Here is an 18,740-nt window from a genome sequence, read left to right on the forward strand (position 1 = left end):
AGATGGCTGACATCCTCGACAAGATCACGGCCTATAAGCGCGAAGAGGTCGCGCGCGCCAAAACGCTGAAGCCCCTCCGCGTCATCGCCGAATATGCGCGCTCCGCGCCGAAGGTGCGTTCCTTCGCCGGTGCCATCGAAGCGAAACATCAGAAAAAGCAGCCGGCACTGATCGCCGAAATCAAAAAGGCATCGCCCTCGAAGGGCCTCATCCGCGCCGACTTCGATCCCCCGGCGCTCGCCAAGGCTTATGAGGAAGGCGGCGCGGCTTGCCTGTCTATCCTCACCGACCGTCCGTCATTTCAAGGCGCACCCGAATTCTTGACAGCGGCGCGCGAAGCCACATCGCTGCCCGTCCTGCGCAAGGACTTCATGATCGACACCTACCAGGTCGCCGAGGCGCGCGCCTGGGGCGCCGACTGCATCTTGATCATCCTCGCCGAAGTCGACGACGCGACCGCCCACGACCTCGCCTCAGCAGCCAACGACTGGGGCATGGACGCCATCGCCGAGGTCCACGATGCAGCGGAACTTGAGCGGGCGCTGAAACTCGATTGCCGTCTCATCGGCATCAACAATCGCAATCTCAAGACCTTCGACGTGAAGCTCGAGACGACCGAAGAACTTGCGCCGCAAATTCCCGCCGGAAGAATCGTCGTCGGTGAAAGTGGCATCTTCACCCCTTCCGACATCGCCCGGCTCTCCAAGGTCGGCGTCGCGACGTTCCTCGTCGGCGAAAGCCTGATGCGGCAAGCCGATGTAACTGCTGCGACGAAGGCCCTGCTTCAGCCCACCACAACGTCATGACCAAGCTCTCCCACATCAACGAAAAGGGCGAAGCCCGGATGGTCGATGTCTCGGAGAAGACCTCGACAGCCCGCCGCGCCGTCGCCGAAGGCTTCGTCGCCATGCAGCCTGCCACGCTGAAACTCGTCGAAGCGGGCGAAGCCCACAAAGGCGACGTCATCGGCACGGCCCGCATCGCCGGCATCATGGCCGCCAAGCGCACGCATGAGCTGATCCCGCTTTGCCATCCGCTCGCGATCACCAAGGCGACGGTTGACTTCACACTTTCCCAGTCACCACCCGGCATCCACGTAAAGGCGGAAGTGAAAGTCTCGGGTCAGACCGGTGTTGAGATGGAAGCATTGACCGCCGTATCGGTCGCCTGCCTGACGCTATACGACATGCTGAAAGCCGCCGACAAAGCAATGACGATCGAAGGCGTCCGGCTCATCGAAAAGGACGGCGGCAAATCGGGCGCGTATCGTTCTAGCGAGCGCGCCGGAGGCGCTTGACACATGTCGCTGCTGCCCGTCGCCGAAGCGCTGACGCGCATTCTGGATGTCGCGACGACACTCGAGACGGAAGACGTCGATCTTCTTCAGGCGCGCGGCCGAACCCTCGCGTCGCCAGTCGTTTCCAAGCTCAACAATCCGCCGTTCGACGCCTCCGCGATGGATGGCTACGCCGTGCGCGCGGAGGACGTCGCCAGCGTTCCGGTGTCGCTGAACGTCGTAGGAGAGGCTGGCGCCGGCCGGCCGTTCACCGGCGCACTTCGCAAGGGTGAAGCAATTCGCATCTTCACGGGCGGTAGCGTTCCCGACGGCGCCGACGCCATCGTCATCCAAGAAAACGTCGACGCATCGGGACCGACCATCACGGTGCGCGAGACCGCATCCGTTGGCGCCAACATCAGGCCCCAAGGCGAGGACTTCCGGAAGGACGACGTCCTGATCGAAGCTGGCCGCTGTCTGACCGCACGCGACGTGTTGATCGGCGCCTCCTCGGGTCACGGAAAACTTCCGGTCGTCCGGAAGCCGGTCGTCGCCATCCTGTCGACGGGCGATGAACTCGTTTCGCCCGGGAACCCGCTCGGACCTGGACAGATATCGGCATCGAATGCTTACGGCCTCGCGGCGGTCGTGGAAGCGGCCGGTGGCGAAGCCCGCTTTCTTGGAATTGCGCGCGACACATTTGCTTCGCTCGAAGATCGCATCAGCGCCGCCGCCGGAGCTGACATCCTCGTCACGAGCGGCGGAGCTTCCGTCGGCGATCACGATCTGGTCCGCCCGGCGCTCGAAAAGGCTGGCGCGAAACTGGAATTCTACAAGATCGCAATGCGTCCGGGAAAGCCGTTGTTCTTCGGATTGCGTGCCGCGGACGGCAAGACGCAATACTGCCTTGGCCTTCCCGGAAACCCGGTTTCGTCGATGATCTGCGCACGTGTCTTCCTCGTGCCCCTCATCGGCCGCCTGCTCGGACGGGAAACGCCATTCCAAGCAATCGAAGCCGTGCTCGCCGAACCGATTCCAGCGAACGGGCCACGCCAACACTACATGCGCGGACTATTGGATATGAGCTCCGCTCCGCCCCGAGTGACGCCGTTCAAAAGCCAGGACAGCGGATTGATCAAATCCCTGCAGCGCGCCGATTGTCTCGTTGTGGTACCGGCCGACGCGCCCGCTCAGAGCGCGGGAACGCCGGTGAAAGTTCTGAAGCTCGATATTTGACGCGTCCACACCGCGAAAAATCCGCTGCACACGAACGAAAATTCCATAGCACATCGGATTTTCCACGATATTCCCGCGATTTCGTAACTCGTCCCTGGAACATTCGAGCCAACCTCGGCGTTTTTCAGTTTCAGTACTCGGGCCGAGGGCAACGTAGATGCTCATTCACGTGGGTTATGAAATCGGTTTGCAGCTTTCCGCGCCGACCCCGCTTCTTTTGCTTCTCGACGTCCATCCGAGCCGCCGGCGCGATATCATTTATGAGGACGCGCTGAGCGTTCCCGACATTCCGCTCGAGCACGGGCTTGATCTCTACGGAAACCGGACGCAGCGGCTCGTCGCCCCGACAGGGCCACTAAAACTCAGCTATCGCGCCGTCGTCCGCGATTTAGGAGTTCTCGAAGAGCAGCCGTTCAACGCTCGCGAAATTCCCGTCGCCGATCTGCCGAACTATGCGATGCATTACTTGAGCGGCAGCCGCTATTGCGAAACCGACGAGCTGACGCCGCTCGCCTGGCAGCTCTTCGGTAACGTGCCTCCCGGATACGCACGCGTCAAAGCGATCTGCGACTTCGTTCACAACCACATCAAGTTCGATTATCAGGCCGCGCGCTCCACCCGCACCGCCGCCGAGGCCTATAAGGAACGCATCGGCGTTTGCCGCGATTTCGCGCATCTCGCGATATCGTTCTGCCGCTGCCTCAACATTCCGGCCGCATACGTGAATGGCTATTTGGGCGATATCGGCGTGCCGCCCGACCCGGCGCCGATGGACTTCAGCGCCTGGTTCGAAGCCTACATCGATCACCGCTGGGTGACGTTCGATGCGCGCCATAACAAGCCGCGGATCGGTCGCATCGTCATCGCACGCGGACGCGATGCCGCCGATGTGGCAATGATCACATCGTTCGGCCAGCACTATCTGGGAGAATTCAAAGTCATCTGCGAGGAAGTTGCCCCGCAGCGCGCGGAGCAACTGACCTCCCGAGCCGCCTAAGATCTTCCGTCCCGTCCCGGGAAACCCTCCTTCCTTCTCCCTTCGGGAGAAGGTGCCCCGCAGGGGCGGATGAGGGGCTTGCGCAGACCTCCTCGTCGCGCATCAAGTCCTTCACCTGCCCACCTCGCCGAAGGTCAGCCTCCGACTCGACGGGCATCCCCTCCCGTCCTGGGAGAGGAAAAGCTTCCTCCTTCCTTCTCCCTTGGGGAGAAGGTGGCCGAAGGCCGGATGAGGGGATGGGCGTTTAGTCCTTCGCGCGTTCGACGTAGGAACCGTCAGCCGTCATGACGACGACCCGCGTTCCCGCGCCGATGTGCGGGGGTACCATCACGCGAGCCCCGTTCGAAAGCTTCGCTGGCTTATAGGACGACGACGCCGTCTGCCCTTTGACGACGGGGTCCGCTTCGACAATTTCAAATGTTACGCGCTGCGGTAGCTCGACCGAAATAGGATTGCCTTCGTGCAGCGAAACGAGGCACGTCATGCCTTCCTGCAGCCACTGGCCGCTGTCGCCGAGAATGTCCTTCGGAATGGTGATCTGGTCGAAGGTTTCGGGCTGCATGAAGTTGAAGCCCATGTCGTCTTCATAAAGATAATTAAAGTCTTTTTCGTCGAGGTAGGCGCGCTCGACCTGATCCGTCGTGCGGTAGCGCTCGACAAGCTTCACGCCGTCGGCGATGCGGCGCATTTCGAGGTGCGTGACGGGCGTGCCCTTGCCCGGATGGATGTTTTCGGCGTGCATCACGACGGCAAGCCTGCCATCGAGATCGAGCACATTGCCTTTGCGGACCGAGCTTGCGATAACCTTCACCACGTAACGTCTCCGATCATTAATCCATGCGCTACGGCCGCCTCATGGGGCGGCCGGCCGGCGGAAGCCTTCAGGGAATCTGTCGCGTCTCATACCCGCTTAGTTGTTTGCCGCCAAGTGCGGCAACCCTGTGCCCAACCCTCAATTTGCAAGCATGTCGCAGCTTTCCCCCTGGTGGCGACCCGATCGCCATGCCGACCGCAGGCCTTTTCTCATTGGCCGGGGCCGCATCAAGACCGCGATAAGAAGTTGGTTTCTTTCGCAAGGGTTTCTAGAAGTCGAACCGGGCCTGTTGCAGGTTTCCCCCGGTAACGAGACGCATCTTCATGCGTTTCGGACCGACCTGATCCGGACTGATCTTGGAACCCGGGAACTTTATCTGCATACCTCCCCCGAATTTGCGATGAAAAAGCTTCTCGCGGCCGGGGAAACGAAAATATTCGCCTTCGCCCCCGTCTTCCGCAATCGCGAGCAGGGAAACCTCCACGCGCCCGAATTCACCATGCTCGAATGGTATCGGGCGAACGAGCCCTACCAGACGCTTTGGGAGGATTGCGCCGCCATTCTGACGATCGCCGCCGAGGCAACCGGACATGCGCCTTGGACCTATCGCGACAAAACCTGCGATCCACGCGCTCTATTCGACCGCGTCACCCTCGATCAGGCATTTGCAAGGCTGGCGGGTGTCACTCTGAACGGCGCGGACCGAGATCAGCTCATGCGGCGCGCAGAAACCGCCGGCATCCGCTGCGAGCCCGACGATACCTGGACGGATGTGTTCAGCCGCGTCCTCGTCGAAAAGATCGAGCCCGATCTGGGAACGCCCGTTCCCACGATCCTCTATGAATACCCGGTCCAGGAAGCGGCGCTCGCCCGCCCCGTGCCGGACAATCCAAAGGTCGCCGAGCGCTTCGAGCTTTACGCCTGCGGCGTTGAACTGGCGAACGGCTTCGGCGAATTGACCGATGCGGCCGAGCAGCGCCGTCGCTTCGAAACCTGGATGACCGAGAAACAGCGCATCTATGGCGAACGTTATCCGCTCGACGAGGATTTTCTCGCGGCGCTGAGCGAAATGCCGCCGGCTTCCGGATGTGCCCTCGGCTTCGATCGTCTCGCCATGCTTGCAACGGGCGCCGAGCGGGTCGATCAAGTTATCTGGACGCCCTTGAGCACCTGAGAATTGAGCACCGGCGAAAGGAACGAATGACCGATGTCTTCCAAAGAGACGCATAGCGGCGGATGCCAATGCGGAGCGGTCCGCTTTCGTGTCGAGGGCACGCTCGCCGACGCCTCCGTCTGTCACTGCCGGATGTGCCAGAAGGCATTCGGATCGCTTTATGCACCCCTCGTCAGCGTACGGGGCGCCGAACTCATTTGGACGCGCGGACAGCCAAAGAAATTTCAATCGTCGAACGCCGCGCAACGCGGCTTCTGCGCGGATTGCGGCACGCCGCTGACCTATGAAGCGCCCGATGGTGTCGCCCTCGCCATCGGCGCATTCGACGACCCAACCGGCCTCGCGCCGAAAATCCAGTGGGGCGTCGAAGGCAAGCTTCCCTTTACGGACGAAATTCCCACTCTTCCCGGGCGCGACACCCTGGCGGATGCAAACGCGGCACTTTTTCTGAAATCGCTCGTTTCCTATCAGCACCCCGACCACGACACCCATGTTTGGCCGCCGAAATGACGCTCATCGACAAGAAGCTCACGTCCATCGATGATCTGATCGCAGCAAAACTCGTTCCGGACAACGAGCGCGATGCGTTGATGGATGTCTCTGTGCGCTATGCCGTCGCCCTGACACCCGACGTCGCGAACCTGATCAATCCGACCGCAGCCGATGATCCTATTGCCCGCCAGTTCGTCCCGAGCGTCGATGAACTTACGACGCATCCGAGGGAGGAAGCCGATCCGATAGGCGATCGCCTCAAGAGCCCGGTGCCCGGGATCGTGCACCGGTATGCGGACCGCGTTCTGCTGAAGATTGCGAGTGTCTGCCCCGTCTATTGCCGTTTCTGCTTCCGCCGCGAAATGGTCGGTCCCGCGAACGGTGAAACGCTGTCAGCCGACGACCTTGCGGCAGCCCTGGACTACATCGCCGTCAACCCGAACATCTGGGAAGTCATATTGACGGGAGGCGATCCGTTTATCCTCTCGCCGCGTCGCATCCGCGAAGTGACCACGGCTTTATCCGCGATCCCGCACGTCAAAATTCTGCGGTGGCATACGCGTGTGCCCGTCGTTGATCCCGAGCGCGTCAGCGACGAACTCATCGCGGCCTTGAAAGCGACGGCGAAGACAGTTTTCGTCGGCCTACACACGAACCACGTGCGCGAACTCGAAGGCCCGGCAAGCCAAGCGATTGCCCGTCTCGCCGATGCGGGCCTCCCCCTCGTCAGCCAGACCGTGCTGCTGAAGGGCGTCAACGACAATGTCGAGACGCTCGAAGCCCTCATGCGCCGCCTCGTCGAGCTACGGGTGAAGCCCTACTATCTCCATCACGGCGACTTGGCGCCAGGCACCGCGCACTTCCGCACGACCATCGCCGAAGGACGCGCCTTGATGGCCGCTTTGCGCCAGCGGATCTCAGGCTTGGCGCTTCCAACCTACGTTCTCGATCTCCCCGGCGCTTTCGGCAAGGTACCAATCGAACGCCACTCTGGAGCGGACGATGACGGCATCAACACGTTCACCGACCGCGACGGCAGAAATCATCGCTATGAGGATGCCTGCGCCACACCCGATATTCCCTGAAAACTATAGCTTATCTGGGCAAAATGCCCGACTGCGGCCAAGCTCGCCCTTAGAGGTTGATCAGACGCTCTTTCGATTGGACGCTCCCCCAATTCGATGCCAGATTGCCGCATCAGAACAGGCCGGAAAACGGCTGGCATCCACTGGAGGAAGTGAATGAACGACGAACCAGCCCGCGAAAAGTTTTTCGGTGCGTGTCCGCACGATTGCCCCGACACATGCGCAATGATCTACGAGGTCAAGGACGGCCGGCTGGTCGATGTTCGCGGCAACAAAGACCACCCCATCACCCGCGGCGGTCTGTGTGTGAAGCTCAAGGATTTCGCCGATCATCACGTCAACCCGGATCGGTTGATGTATCCACTCCGCCGCGTCGGCCCGAAGGGTTCGGGTCCAAATGGCGGCAACAACTTCGAACGCATCACCTGGGACGAGGCGATCTCCGAGATCGGCACGCGTTGGCGCGAGATCATCGCGAAGTACGGCGCTCAGGCGATCATGCCGCAAAGCTACCTTGGCAATATGGGCCTCGTGCAGGGCATCAACTCCGGCGACCCATTCTTCAACCGCCTCGGCTCGACGGTGAACGAGAAGACCTACTGCACGTCGGGTTCGTCGACCGCGTGGCTTCTGACGCACGGGCCCACCGGCGGCGTCGACCCGGAAAGCTTCGTGCACAGCAAGTACATCGTGATCTGGGCCTGCAATTCGATCTCGACGAACCTGCATCATTGGCCCTTCGTGCTCGAAGCGCAGAAGCGCGGAGCCAAGGTGGTCGTCGTCGACTCCTACAAGTCCCGCACCGCAAAGGCAGGCGACTGGCACATTTGCCCGAAGCCCGGCACCGACGGAGCGCTGGCGCTCGGCATCATCAATTCGATGGTCGAGCAAGGCCTGATCGACCAGGACTACGTCGATAATCACACGCACGGCTTCCCCGAGCTCAAAGCCCGAGCGGCTGATTTCACGCTCGATTACGTCGAGCGCGTCACCGGAGTCAAAGCCGCCGACATCGCCAAGTTCGCGCGCGAATTCGCGACCTCGCAGCCGTCCGCCATCCGCATTGGCGTTGCGATCGAGCGCTCGGCAGGCGGCGCGCAGGCCGCGCGTGCGGTTTACGCCATCCCGGCAGTCTGCGGTTCGTGGAGACACGTCGGCGGCGGCATGCTGCAATTGCCGCTGTGGGACTTCCCGATCGATTGGGTGAAGGCCGCACGGCCTGACTGGATCCAGCCCGGCACGCGCGTCGTCAACAATCTGCGGCTCGGCCAGGCGCTCAACGGCGAGATGAAGCTCGATCCGCCGATCAAGAGCATGTTCGTCTTCTGCACCAATCCCGTCAGCCAGTCGCCCGAGACCAACAAGATCGTCGAAGGGTTGAAGCGCGAAGACCTGTTCACGGTCGTTGCCGAACACTTCATCACCGACACGGCGAAATATGCCGATATCATCCTGCCGTCCGCCATGGCGGGCGAGGCCGAGGACATGATGTGGTCGTGGGGCCACTTCTATTTGACGTACAATGAGAAGGCGGTCGACCCGCCCGGCGAATGCAAGCCGACGAGCGAGATGTGGCGCCTGCTCGCCAAGGAGATGGGCTTCGACGACCCCGTCTTCAAAATGACCGACAGCGAGCTCTGCGCCGAATACATCAACTGGACCGACCCCAAGATGGGCGGCGTCGACATGGAGTACTTCAAGAAGCACGGGTACTACAAAATCGATGTCGGCTCCGCGGACACGCGCACGCCGCACAGCGAGGGCAAGTTCCCGACGCCGTCAGGCAAGGTCGAGTTCCTGCTGCACGATGCAAAGAACTTCGTCGCCGGTCCCTTCCGGGCCATGTACGAGGGTGAGCAATCGGGCGAGCCTGTCGATCCGCTGCCCGGCTATGTGCCGGTTCGCGAATCTCCGGAGACCAACCCGGAACTGGCAAAGCGCTATCCGCTCAACATCATCTCACCGAAGAGCCACGCCTTCCTGAACTCGTGCTACGCCAACGAGCCACACAAGATTAAAATCCAAGGCGAGCAGTTCGTCATGATTTCGCCGGTCGATGCCGCGAAGCGGAACATCCGCGAAGGCGATCCGGTCCGCGTGCAGAACGAGCGTGGCGACTTCGAAGGCGTCGCGCGTGTGACGGATGACGTCACGCCCGGCATCGTCGTCGCGACACTCGGCTATTGGCGGTCGCTCAACCGCTCTGACGGGTCGGTGAACTCCATCTCGTCCGACGCCTGGAGCGGCCTCGGCCGCGCCCCGACGTTCTCGGACAATCTCGTCGAAGTTCTGCGCGTGAACTAAAACGGCGCAATTCTCGTCAAACAGGAAAATAGGTCTGCACGGCACCCAGTTGTGCAGACCGCTGTTCCCTAGGTGACATCTCCCGGAACCCTATTAGGCTAAAAAGACCCCGGGGAAGTAGGTTGGCAACCAGCAGCGAACTTCCGGAACGACCGGGCGCTCTGATTGCCGGCTAGGCAGCGATGGAAGCCCATGTCACCCGTTCACGCGGCGCTGGCCGCGATCACATATCTTCTCGTCAAGCACGCGGTCGCCGATTTTATCCTGCAGACGGACCTGATCTTCCGCCAGAAAGGATCCTACGGCGCGCCGGGCGGGCTCTGGCATGCGCTCATCCACATCCTGTTGACAGCGCCTGTCTTTTTGCTTTTTCCGGGCGGTGGCCTGGGCCTCGCGGCCGCCCTGCTCGCCGGGGAATTCGTCCTTCACTATCATATCGACTGGACGAAAGAGCAAATCGTCCGCCGCGAAGGTTGGACGCCTAAGGACAAATACTTCTGGTGGGCGCTTGGACTCGATCAGCTGCTGCATGGCCTCACCTATGTCGCCATCCTCTGGATCTGGCTGCCTCCCGGCTGACCCGGCGCGCTGTTTTTCGCATCTTGCGCACTATGTCCCGCCCCTGCCATATGCGGCAGAGCGAGCGGATCGGCGTGCCGACCTGGACATCGCATTAATAATATTTGGTCGCACGTAACATTCCTCCGCCAGCCGTCGAAGACAACTGAGAAGGCGTAATTTTGGACCGGAAGGCTCGCGACGCTGAGTGGACCGACTTGATGCGCTCCGCAATTGCGGGCGATCAAGCAGCCTATCGCCGGCTGCTGTCCGAGCTTTCGCCGGTCTTGAGAGGCGTGGTCCGCCGAGGCTTCGCGGGCGTCGGCGTCCCGCGCGAAGATGTGGAGGACGTGGTGCAAGACGCGCTGCTCGCGATCCATCTGAAGCGGCACACTTGGGACCAGACGATGTCGCTCGGCCCGTGGGTGATTGCGATTGTCCGCAACAAGATGATCGACGACCTGCGGCGTCGAGGCCGTCGGCCCGAAGTTCCGGTGGATCTGAGTGAATTCGAATTCGAAGGCGAAGATCAGCAGGCTTCGATCGATGCCCACGATGTCGAGCGTGTCCTCGGCCGCCTTTCCGGCAAGAACCGCGACATCGTCCAATCGATCAGCATCGACGGGCAATCGGCCCGCGACGTCGCCCAGCGCCTTGGAATGAGCGAAGTCGCCGTTCGCGTCGCGTTGCACCGAAGTCTGAAGGCGCTTGCCGATACCTATCAAGAGAAGAAATTATGAAGACGGACGACCTAATCAATGCCCTTGCTGCCGATGCCAAAAGCGTCGAGCCGCCGATTGCCCGGACGGTTGCGATCGCGGTCGGAATAGGCGCCTTGATCTCCGCCCTGTTCTTTCTCTGGGTGCTTGGCGTTCGTGACAACTTTGCGGAATCGATGGTGTCTTCGCTTCGCTTCGTCTTCAAATTCGTGCTGACTCTGAGCCTTGCAATTCCCGCTTACGTCCTCGTTCGCGGACTGTCGCGACCGGATTTTGAGCCCGGCAAGAAACTCTGGTGGCTGGCGCTGGCGCCCGCGCTGCTTCTAATCGCCATTCTCCTCGAGCTGGTCTCTGTGCCCGCTGATCAGTGGCACGCGCGGATGATCGGCCAGAACTCCATGGCGTGCCTCATCGTCATCCCGCTTCTATCGTTGGCACCGTTGGCGGCCGTGCTCTATGCGCTCCATCAGGGCGGCCCGGCGAACCCGGCGATCGCAGGAGCCGTCGGAGGCCTGCTATCCGCAGGCATCGCGGCGACGCTCTACGCCAGCCACTGCCCCGATGACAGCCCGCTGTTTCTCGCAGCCTGGTACACGATCGGCACCGTCCTGATGACCGCCATAGGCGCACTCGTCGGATCGCGCTTCTTGCGCTGGTGAGGTGAACTAAAGCAGATCGCGAATGCGGTAATAGAGCATGCCCAGCGCCAGCATGTAGTTGCCCGCGACCTCGCTTAGCGGCAGCCGCACGTGCTTGATCCGATCGAACAGATCGAACTGCTCCGTCGTCCCGCAGATCGCATCCGAAACGATTTCCGCCGCGATGTGCGTGGCGTTGACGCCGTGCCCCGAATACCCCTGCAGATAATAGAGGTTCGGCTCGAGCCGCCCGATAGCCGGCACGCGATTGACCACGATGGCGATCGTCCCGCCCCACGAAAACTCGATCCGCGCATCCTTCAACTGCGGATAGATCTCGACCATACGCGGGCGCATCACGGCAGCGATATCCGGCGGATCGCGGTTGGTATAGTTGCAGCGGCCGCCGAAGAGCATCCGCCGATCCGCCGACATCCGGAAATAATCGAGCACGACGTTGCTGTCGGCGACGGCGAGGTTTTGCGGATCGACCGTCGCCATCTCGCTGCCGTTTAGCGGCTCGGTGGCGATGATATAGCTGCCGGCAGGCAGCATCAGTCCCTTGAGCCCCCGCTGCCCGAAACGATTGAAGATTTCCCCGCCGATGACGACGGACCCCGCTTCGACCCGGCCCCGCTCGGTCTGAACCCAGGGCTTCGCGCCGCCACCGAGGCTGATGACCTCGGAATTTTCGAAGATCCGCGCACCAAGCGCCGCCGCAGCATTGGCTTCACCCCGGCAGAGATTGAGCGGATGTAAATGCCCGCTGCGCCGGTCGATGTAGCCGCCGTAGTAGGAATTGGTGCCGAGCACGCTTGGCATTCCGGCGGCTTCGACGATCTCGAGCCCACCGCCGTCGCCATCCTTGATGCGCTCCTCGACGTAGGCGCGCATATGATCCATGTGACGCGGACGCGCCGCAACTTCCATCCAGCCGTATTTGAGATCGCAGGCGATACCGTATTTCTGGATCCGGCCTTCGATGATCTCGTGACCGCGATAGCGAATGTCGCGAACGAGCTTTGCACCCGCCGCGCCAAGCTGCTGCTTGATCGTCGCTTCCCCGCTGATGCCGCCGATCATCTGGCCGCCGTTGCGACCCGACGCGCCCCAACCGATACGCTTGGCTTCGAGCAGCACGACCGAGCGGCCGCGCTCGGCCATTGTCAGCGCCGTCGCGACTCCCGAGAAGCCGCCGCCGATAACGCACACGTCCGCCTTGACCGTACCTTCGAGCGCCGGAAAGCGCGTCTGGTCGTTTGCGGTCGCTGCGTAATACGAGCGTATGTAATCTTGAGCTGTCACGATAAGCCGCTGCTTAGCGCGCCGAGCGGCGAAACACAAATCCCACGTGACATCCTCAGCCCGCAGCTCCGAACGCTTTCCGCCGCTCGCGCTCCGCACGTTCCGTCTGTCGCTTCGTAACGTAAGATGCCAGGAGCAACCCGATTGTGACAACGCCGATCAGAATTGTCGAAATGGCGTTGATTTCCGGTGTCACGCCGAGGCGAACCTGACTGTAGATCTTCATAGGCAGCGTCGTCGCGCCAGGCCCCGTTGCGAAGCTCGAAATCACGAGATCATCGAGTGATAGCGTGAATGACAGCAGCCATGCCGAGATCACGGAGGGCGCGATGATCGGCAAAGTCACCTGGAAGAAGGTGTTGATCGGCGTTGCACCTAAATCCATCGCCGCCTCTTCGACGGATTTGTCAAAGTCCTGCAATCGCGCCTGCACGACGACGGCCGCGTAGCACATCGTGAAAGTGATATGGGCCAGCGTAATTGTCCAAAAGCCACGGTCGAGCCCCATGGCGACGAATAACAGAAGCAGCGACAGACCGATTATGACTTCCGGCATGACGAGAGGCGCGAAGATCATGCCCGAGAAAAGCGTGCGGCCGGGGAACCGCCCCATCCGCACCAGCGTGATCGCAGCGAGCGTGCCAAGGGCCGTCGCAACAGTCGCAGACACAAGCCCGACGCGGATCGTCACCCAGGCGGCATCCTTCAAAGCCTGGTTTTCGAGAAGCGCGCTGTACCACTTCGTCGACCAGCCCGCCCATACCGTAACGAGCTTCGACTCGTTGAAGCTGAATATCACTAGGAGCAGGATCGGAATGTAAAGGAACGCGAAGCCGAACGTGATTGACGTCAGATTGAACCAGGAGAAGTTTTTATTCATCGACCACTCTCCCGCTCAATCTGCTGCTGGCGTTGGAAGAGTACAATCGGGATCGTCAACACCAGCAACAGGATGACCGCCACCGCCGAGGCAAGAGGCCAGTCGCGGTTGTTGAAGAACTCGTTCCACAGCGTCTTGCCGATCATCAAGGTATCGGAGCCACCCAAGAGATCCGGGATCACGAACTCGCCGACGGCCGGAATGAAAACGAGGAGGCAGCCCGCGAAGACACCGGGCAGCGACAGCGGAAACGTGACCTGCCAGAAGGCACGCCACGGCCGCGAGCCCAAATCCTGCGCCGCTTCGAGCAGCGACGGATTGATCTTCTCGAGGCTCGCGTAAAGCGGAAGGATCATGAACGGCAGATACGAATAGACGATGCCGATGTAGACCGCCGTCGTCGTGTTCATGATCTGGAGAGGCTCGCTGATGATGCCGAGCTTTATGAGAAAAATCGAGAGGAACCCCTCCGGCTTCAGGATCGCGATCCAGGCGTAGATGCGGATCAGAAACGAAGTCCAGAACGGAAGGATGACGAGCATCATCAGCGTCGGCTGCCAGGATTTTGGCGCTCGCGCCATGCCGTATGCCATCGGGTAAGCGACAAGCAGCGTCAGAACTGTCGAGATCGCCGCAATCTTCAAGCTCGAGAGGTAAGCGTTGACGTAGAGCGGATCGCCGAAAATGAATCTGTAATTCTCGAAGTCGAGCGCCGAGAGGAACGGCCCGATGCCCGTCGACCAGCTGAACGTCGGCGTGTAGGGCGGAATAGCCGTCGCCACATCGGAAAGTGACAGCTTGAAGACGATAAAGAACGGAATGAGGAAGAAGATCAGCAGCCACAAATAAGGGGCCGCAATCACATACCAGCGTCCGAGGCTATTGCTCTTTGCACTCATCGTTTGCCTCAGCCCGTCAGAACAACGCCGGCGTCGATCGGCCAGTCGAGCCAGACGCTGTCTTCCCAGCTGATCGGCCGCTCGACGGTATGCGCAGCATTGGCGCGCAGTGCCGTTATGCGTTCGCCCGGCGCCGTGCGGACATGGTAATGCGAGATCGAGCCGAGATAGCCGATGTCCTCGACCTTGCCCGGAATGGCGTTGACCGCGCTCACCGGCTGTTCATGCGCGATGCGGATCTTCTCCGGCCTGAGTGCCAGCCATACCTGTTGACCGACAGTCACCGGCTCCGAGCTCCGGGTTTTGAATTGGTAGCCGTCCTTCGCGTTGATCTCGATGCAACCGTCGCCGATCGCCGCGACCGTTCCTTCGAAGATATTTACGTCGCCGATGAAGCCTGCGATGTAGCGCGTCTTCGGATTCTCATAGATATCGCCGGGCGTCGCCACCTGGACGAGAACACCCTTCTCCATCACCGCAATGCGGCTCGCGACCGTCATCGCCTCTTCCTGATCGTGGGTCACGATGATGAAGGTCGTGCCCGTCGTTTCCTGAATGCGCATCAGCTCGAACTGCGCCTGTTGCCGCAGCTTCTTGTCGAGAGCGCCGAGCGGCTCGTCGAGTAAAACGATACGCGGCTTCTTGGCAATCGCGCGTGCCAGCGCCACACGTTGCTGCTGTCCGCCCGATAGCTGGTTCGGTTTACGCTTTGCGAACTGGCGAAGCTCCAGCATGCCCATGGCTTCGTCGACGCGTTCGGCAATCTTGTTTTTGGGCATCCCCTCCTGGCGAAGCCCGAAGCCGATGTTGCCCTCGACCGTCATATGCGGAAAAAGCGCGTACGATTGAAACATCATGTTCACGGGGCGCTGATACGGAGGAAGGCCCGTAATGTCTTGCCCGGCGACGATCGTCTTGCCTTGCGTCGGCCGCTCGAAACCCGCGAGCATACGAAGCAGCGTGCTCTTTCCGCACCCCGACGGCCCGAGCAACGCGAAGAACTCTCTTTCATAGATGTCGAGCGTCACATCGTTGACGGCGACGAAATCGTCGAACCGCTTGGTTATGCCCTCGAAGCGAACGATCGGCGGCTGGCTTGGATTTTTCCACGGAGCGAAACCCGACTGCGGCGCCGCTGTGCGTGGACCCGCACGCTGCGAGGAGGCATGGTTTGCCTGTGGATTGCCTGCAGTCACAACAGCCATGATCGTGTCCCTGAAGTTTTGCAAATGGCTCTCCGTCTAGGAGAGCAAGCGTGAAAGAAAAAACCGCGCCAGATTTGTTCTGGCGCGGTTTTGTAGGTTATTGCCCTGTCGTGATCCTCGTCCACATTCGTGTGACGATCCGCTGGGTTTTGTTGTCCCACGCGGTTTTTACGTAGAGCTTCTTGAACGTATCAGGATCGGGATAGACCGCCGAGTTTTTGAGAACGCTCTCATCGATGTTCTTCTGCGAGGCGAGGTTGCCGTTGGCGTACTGAATAAAGTTCGACGCCTTCGCCATCACTTCCGGCCGGTTCAAATAATTCAGGAAGATATGCGCCTCTTCGACATCCTTGGCATCCGCTGGAATGGCCATCATGTCGAACCACATCTGTGTGCCTTCCTTCGGGATATGGTACTTGACCACCTGGCCGTTCTTGGCATCGGTTGCGCGCGTACCGGCCTGAAGAATGTCGCCAGACCAGCCCAGCGCCATGCAGATGTCGCCGTTGGCAAGCGCATTGATGTACTCCGAGGAGTGGAACTTCTTGATATAGGGCCGGATCTTCATCATCAGATCCTCAGCCTTCTTGAAGTCCTCTTCCTTGGTGGTGTTGGGATCGATACCCAGATAGTTGAGCGCTACCGGAAGAATGTCTTCCGGTGAATCGAGCACATAAATTCCGCAATCCTTGAACTTGGCGGCGATCTCAGGCTTGAAGATCATGTCCAGAGAATCGACCGGCGCATCCGCCATGCGTTCCTTGATCTTGGCTTCATTGTAGCCGACGCCGGTCGTGCCCCACATCCAGTTCATCGCATACTGATTGTCCGGATCATACTGGGCGACCCGGCTGTAGACTTCAGGCCAGACGTTCGCGAAGTTGGGGATCTTGGATTTGTCGAGCTTCTGGAAAACACCCGCCTTGATTTGACGCGAAAGGAACGATCCGGTCGGAACGACGACATCGTATCCGCTGCCCCCCGCCAAAAGCTTCGTCTCTAGAACCTCATTGCTGTCGAAAACGTCGTAAACGACCTTGATACCAGTCTCTTTCGTGAAATCCGTCAGGATCTCCGGATCAATGTAGTCCGACCAATTGTAGACCTTAACGACCCTATCTGCGGCCAGTGCCATTGGACCCACCAGCACTGCTGCAGCGGCAATAATAGAGCACGCGGCGCGACGCACCACTTTTCCAACCGTCAACATCAGAATTCCTCCAGACCCAGTCCCTCACCGGGTGTCAGCGACGGCCCGGTTAAGATTGGCAAAGCGCCGGTCTCTCACAATCGGCGTTTTGCTAAGCACTGACCATACTGCTCAATTAAATTCCGAAGCACAACGGATCATCGAAGAAATGTTTTGGGTGACCGGGTCAAGAAAAAGCCCTTAACCGTCATATTAAACTGCTTGAGCTGCACGTTCTGGGGTCATGACGCTGCCCCGTTAGGCAAGGCCACGATTTAAGCGAAACGGGGATGAGATAGCGCTATGCTGCACTGCGCCTATTGAGGTCGCTTCGCTTGCCGGGTTAAGTCTGTTGGCTTTCCGAACCCGAATATCCAAAATGTCTGACGGTCGCCGGAAGCAAAGTGCAGAGCCTCGGCCGATCGTGGACCGGCAGACGCCTCGAAAAACCGTGAAGCATGGCTTCGATCGCTCAGACCACGACGCGCCGCGAAAACAGAAACGAATAAAGCAAATCACTCAGGTGTCCTTATGACTGCCCCACCCGCACGGATCCTAAACGAAGACGGTGACTTCGGCGTTGGATCGACGCCGGAAGCGCTACGCGATTGGCTTCGCCAGCACCGCATCGAGGAAATCGATTGTGCCGTGCCGGACATCGCAGGCGTTGCGCGCGGCAAGACAATGCCCGCCGAAAAATTCGTGAAGTTGGACCCGGTCCATCTTCCGATCTCGATCTTCCATCAGACGATAACGGGCGACTACGTCGGCTTCGAAGAGGACGGACAGGAACTCTACGCCGAAAGCGACCTGATGATGGTGCCGGATCTTTCGACCATCCGTCCGGCTCCCTGGGCATCGAGCCCGACCGCGCAGGTTATTCATGACGCTCAATGGCAGAGCGGAGATCCGGTCGAGATCGCTCCACGCAACGTTCTGAAGCGCATCGTCGATCTCTACGCCAAGGAAGGCTGGGTGCCGGTCGTCGCGCCCGAACTCGAATTCTATCTGACGAAGACCAATCCCGATCCAGATTATCCGCTGGAACCGCCGATGGGCCGGTCGGGTCGTCCGGGTGCCGGTCGCCAAGCCTATAGCCTCGGCGCCGTCGACGAATACGATAAGATCGTCGACGACATCTACGAGTTTGCCGAGCGGCAATATCTGAAGATCGATACGATCATTCAGGAAGGCGGCGCAGCGCAGCTCGAAATCAATCTGCTGCACGGCGATCCGGTCGATCTCGCGGATCAGGTCTTCCTCTTCAAGAGGACCATTCGCGAAGCCGCGTTCGCGCAGAATTGTTACGCGACGTTCATGGCCAAGCCCCTCGCCAACCAGCCGGGCAGCGCCATGCACGTTCATCAAAGCGTCGTTGACGCGAAGAGCGGCAAGAACATTTTTACGCAGCCGAATGGCGAACCGAGCAAGCTGTTCTTCAACTTCCTCGCCGGTCAGCAGGCATACCTTCCGGCCGCGATGTGCCTCATCGCACCCTACGTCAATTCCTATCGCCGCCTCGTACCGAATGGCGCCGCACCGATCAACGTGGAATGGGGATACGACAACCGCTCGGCCGGGTTACGAGTACCGATCTCCCCGACGGTGGCGCGGCGCGTGGAAAATCGTCTCGCTGGCGCCGACTCAAATCCTTACCTCGCGCTCGCAGCGAGCCTCGCTTGTGGCTATCTCGGAATGAAGAACGAACTCGAGCCGCGGCAGGCGGTCGTCGGCAACGCCTACCGCAACGACCATCAGTTGCCGCGCGGCCTGCTCGAAGCTCTGACGGATTTCGAGGAGAACACGGCACTGCACGACATTCTGGGCAAACGTTTTTGCCACGTGTACCTCGCATTGAAGCGCAGCGAATTCGAAGAATTCATGCGCGTCATCAGTCCGTGGGAGCGCGAGCATCTCCTGCTGAGTGTCTAATGAAAGCGGCCTTCCTGCCGATGTGGGAAGGCCGGCC

General features: G+C 60.3%; 18 protein-coding genes. 12 read left to right on the forward strand and 6 right to left on the reverse strand.

Annotated features, from left to right (window positions below):
• The first annotated feature begins 2 nt into the window (after positions 1-2).
• From trpC to AB4Z24_RS15350, 4 genes are all read left to right on the forward strand, one after another.
• Positions 3-806, forward strand: a complete 804-nt coding sequence (gene trpC, locus AB4Z24_RS15335) for an indole-3-glycerol phosphate synthase TrpC (protein WP_441709590.1) — start codon at positions 3-5, stop codon at positions 804-806.
• Positions 803-1,297 (forward strand): cyclic pyranopterin monophosphate synthase MoaC, encoded by a 495-nt coding sequence (gene moaC / locus AB4Z24_RS15340; protein ID WP_441709592.1) that lies wholly within the window; start codon positions 803-805, stop codon positions 1,295-1,297. The genes trpC and moaC overlap by 4 nt, the downstream gene beginning before the upstream one ends.
• Positions 1,298-1,300: 3 nt before the next feature.
• Complete coding sequence (locus tag AB4Z24_RS15345) at positions 1,301-2,512, forward strand: molybdopterin molybdotransferase MoeA (RefSeq protein ID WP_441709593.1); 1,212 nt, start codon at positions 1,301-1,303, stop codon at positions 2,510-2,512.
• Positions 2,513-2,669: 157 nt separating this feature from the next.
• Entirely contained in the window at positions 2,670-3,509 is an 840-nt protein-coding gene (locus AB4Z24_RS15350; protein WP_441709595.1) for a transglutaminase-like domain-containing protein, read from the forward strand.
• 244 nt (positions 3,510-3,753) lie between these two features.
• Here AB4Z24_RS15350 and efp read toward each other — a convergent pair whose 3' ends face one another.
• Positions 3,754-4,323 carry an elongation factor P gene (gene efp / locus AB4Z24_RS15355; protein WP_441709597.1) on the reverse strand — a complete coding sequence of 190 codons (570 nt, stop codon included), beginning with the start codon at positions 4,321-4,323 and terminating at the stop codon, positions 3,754-3,756.
• A gap of 151 nt (positions 4,324-4,474) precedes the next feature.
• Here efp and epmA point away from each other — a divergent pair, with 151 nt between their 5' ends.
• From epmA to AB4Z24_RS15390, 7 genes are all read left to right on the forward strand, one after another.
• Entirely contained in the window at positions 4,475-5,497 is a 1,023-nt protein-coding gene (gene epmA, locus AB4Z24_RS15360; RefSeq protein WP_441709599.1) for an EF-P lysine aminoacylase EpmA, read from the forward strand.
• A 33-nt stretch (positions 5,498-5,530) separates the two neighbouring features.
• Positions 5,531-6,007 (forward strand): GFA family protein, encoded by a 477-nt coding sequence (locus AB4Z24_RS15365; RefSeq protein WP_441709600.1) that lies wholly within the window; start codon positions 5,531-5,533, stop codon positions 6,005-6,007.
• Positions 6,004-7,074 carry a lysine-2,3-aminomutase-like protein gene (locus AB4Z24_RS15370; protein WP_441709602.1) on the forward strand — a complete coding sequence of 357 codons (1,071 nt, stop codon included), beginning with the start codon at positions 6,004-6,006 and terminating at the stop codon, positions 7,072-7,074. Before AB4Z24_RS15365 ends, AB4Z24_RS15370 begins: the two co-directional genes overlap by 4 nt.
• A 156-nt stretch (positions 7,075-7,230) precedes the next feature.
• Entirely contained in the window at positions 7,231-9,378 is a 2,148-nt protein-coding gene (locus AB4Z24_RS15375; RefSeq protein ID WP_441709603.1) for a molybdopterin-containing oxidoreductase family protein, read from the forward strand.
• 192 nt (positions 9,379-9,570) lie between these two features.
• Positions 9,571-9,957, forward strand: a complete 387-nt coding sequence (locus tag AB4Z24_RS15380; RefSeq protein WP_441709605.1) for a DUF3307 domain-containing protein — start codon at positions 9,571-9,573, stop codon at positions 9,955-9,957.
• Between the two features lie 161 nt (positions 9,958-10,118).
• Positions 10,119-10,676, forward strand: coding sequence for a sigma-70 family RNA polymerase sigma factor (locus AB4Z24_RS15385; RefSeq protein ID WP_441709606.1), 558 nt, complete (start codon positions 10,119-10,121; stop codon positions 10,674-10,676).
• A complete protein-coding gene (locus tag AB4Z24_RS15390; RefSeq protein ID WP_441709608.1) occupies positions 10,673-11,314 on the forward strand; it encodes an NrsF family protein in 642 nt (213 codons plus the stop codon). Before AB4Z24_RS15385 ends, AB4Z24_RS15390 begins: the two co-directional genes overlap by 4 nt.
• 6 nt (positions 11,315-11,320) lie before the next feature.
• Here the strand turns inward: AB4Z24_RS15390 and AB4Z24_RS15395 are convergent, their stop codons facing one another.
• The 5 genes from AB4Z24_RS15395 to AB4Z24_RS15415 all read right to left on the reverse strand — a co-directional run bounded on the left by AB4Z24_RS15395 (position 11,321) and on the right by AB4Z24_RS15415 (position 16,792).
• Complete coding sequence (locus AB4Z24_RS15395) at positions 11,321-12,598, reverse strand: NAD(P)/FAD-dependent oxidoreductase (protein WP_441709610.1); 1,278 nt, start codon at positions 12,596-12,598, stop codon at positions 11,321-11,323.
• 55 nt (positions 12,599-12,653) lie between these two features.
• Positions 12,654-13,478 (reverse strand): ABC transporter permease, encoded by an 825-nt coding sequence (locus AB4Z24_RS15400; RefSeq protein ID WP_441709612.1) that lies wholly within the window; start codon positions 13,476-13,478, stop codon positions 12,654-12,656.
• Entirely contained in the window at positions 13,475-14,377 is a 903-nt protein-coding gene (locus tag AB4Z24_RS15405) for an ABC transporter permease subunit (RefSeq protein ID WP_441709614.1), read from the reverse strand. Before AB4Z24_RS15405 ends, AB4Z24_RS15400 begins: the two co-directional genes overlap by 4 nt.
• A gap of 8 nt (positions 14,378-14,385) precedes the next feature.
• A complete protein-coding gene (locus AB4Z24_RS15410) occupies positions 14,386-15,582 on the reverse strand; it encodes an ABC transporter ATP-binding protein (RefSeq protein ID WP_441709616.1) in 1,197 nt (398 codons plus the stop codon).
• Between the two features lie 97 nt (positions 15,583-15,679).
• Entirely contained in the window at positions 15,680-16,792 is a 1,113-nt protein-coding gene (locus AB4Z24_RS15415; RefSeq protein WP_441709618.1) for a polyamine ABC transporter substrate-binding protein, read from the reverse strand.
• Positions 16,793-17,302: 510 nt separating this feature from the next.
• Here AB4Z24_RS15415 and AB4Z24_RS15420 point away from each other — a divergent pair.
• Positions 17,303-18,703 carry a glutamine synthetase family protein gene (locus AB4Z24_RS15420; RefSeq protein ID WP_441709620.1) on the forward strand — a complete coding sequence of 467 codons (1,401 nt, stop codon included), beginning with the start codon at positions 17,303-17,305 and terminating at the stop codon, positions 18,701-18,703.
• Positions 18,704-18,740: the final 37 nt, after the last annotated feature.

This window comes from Hyphomicrobium sp. 2TAF46, assembly GCF_052114865.1.
GTDB lineage: Bacteria > Pseudomonadota > Alphaproteobacteria > Rhizobiales > Hyphomicrobiaceae > Hyphomicrobium_B.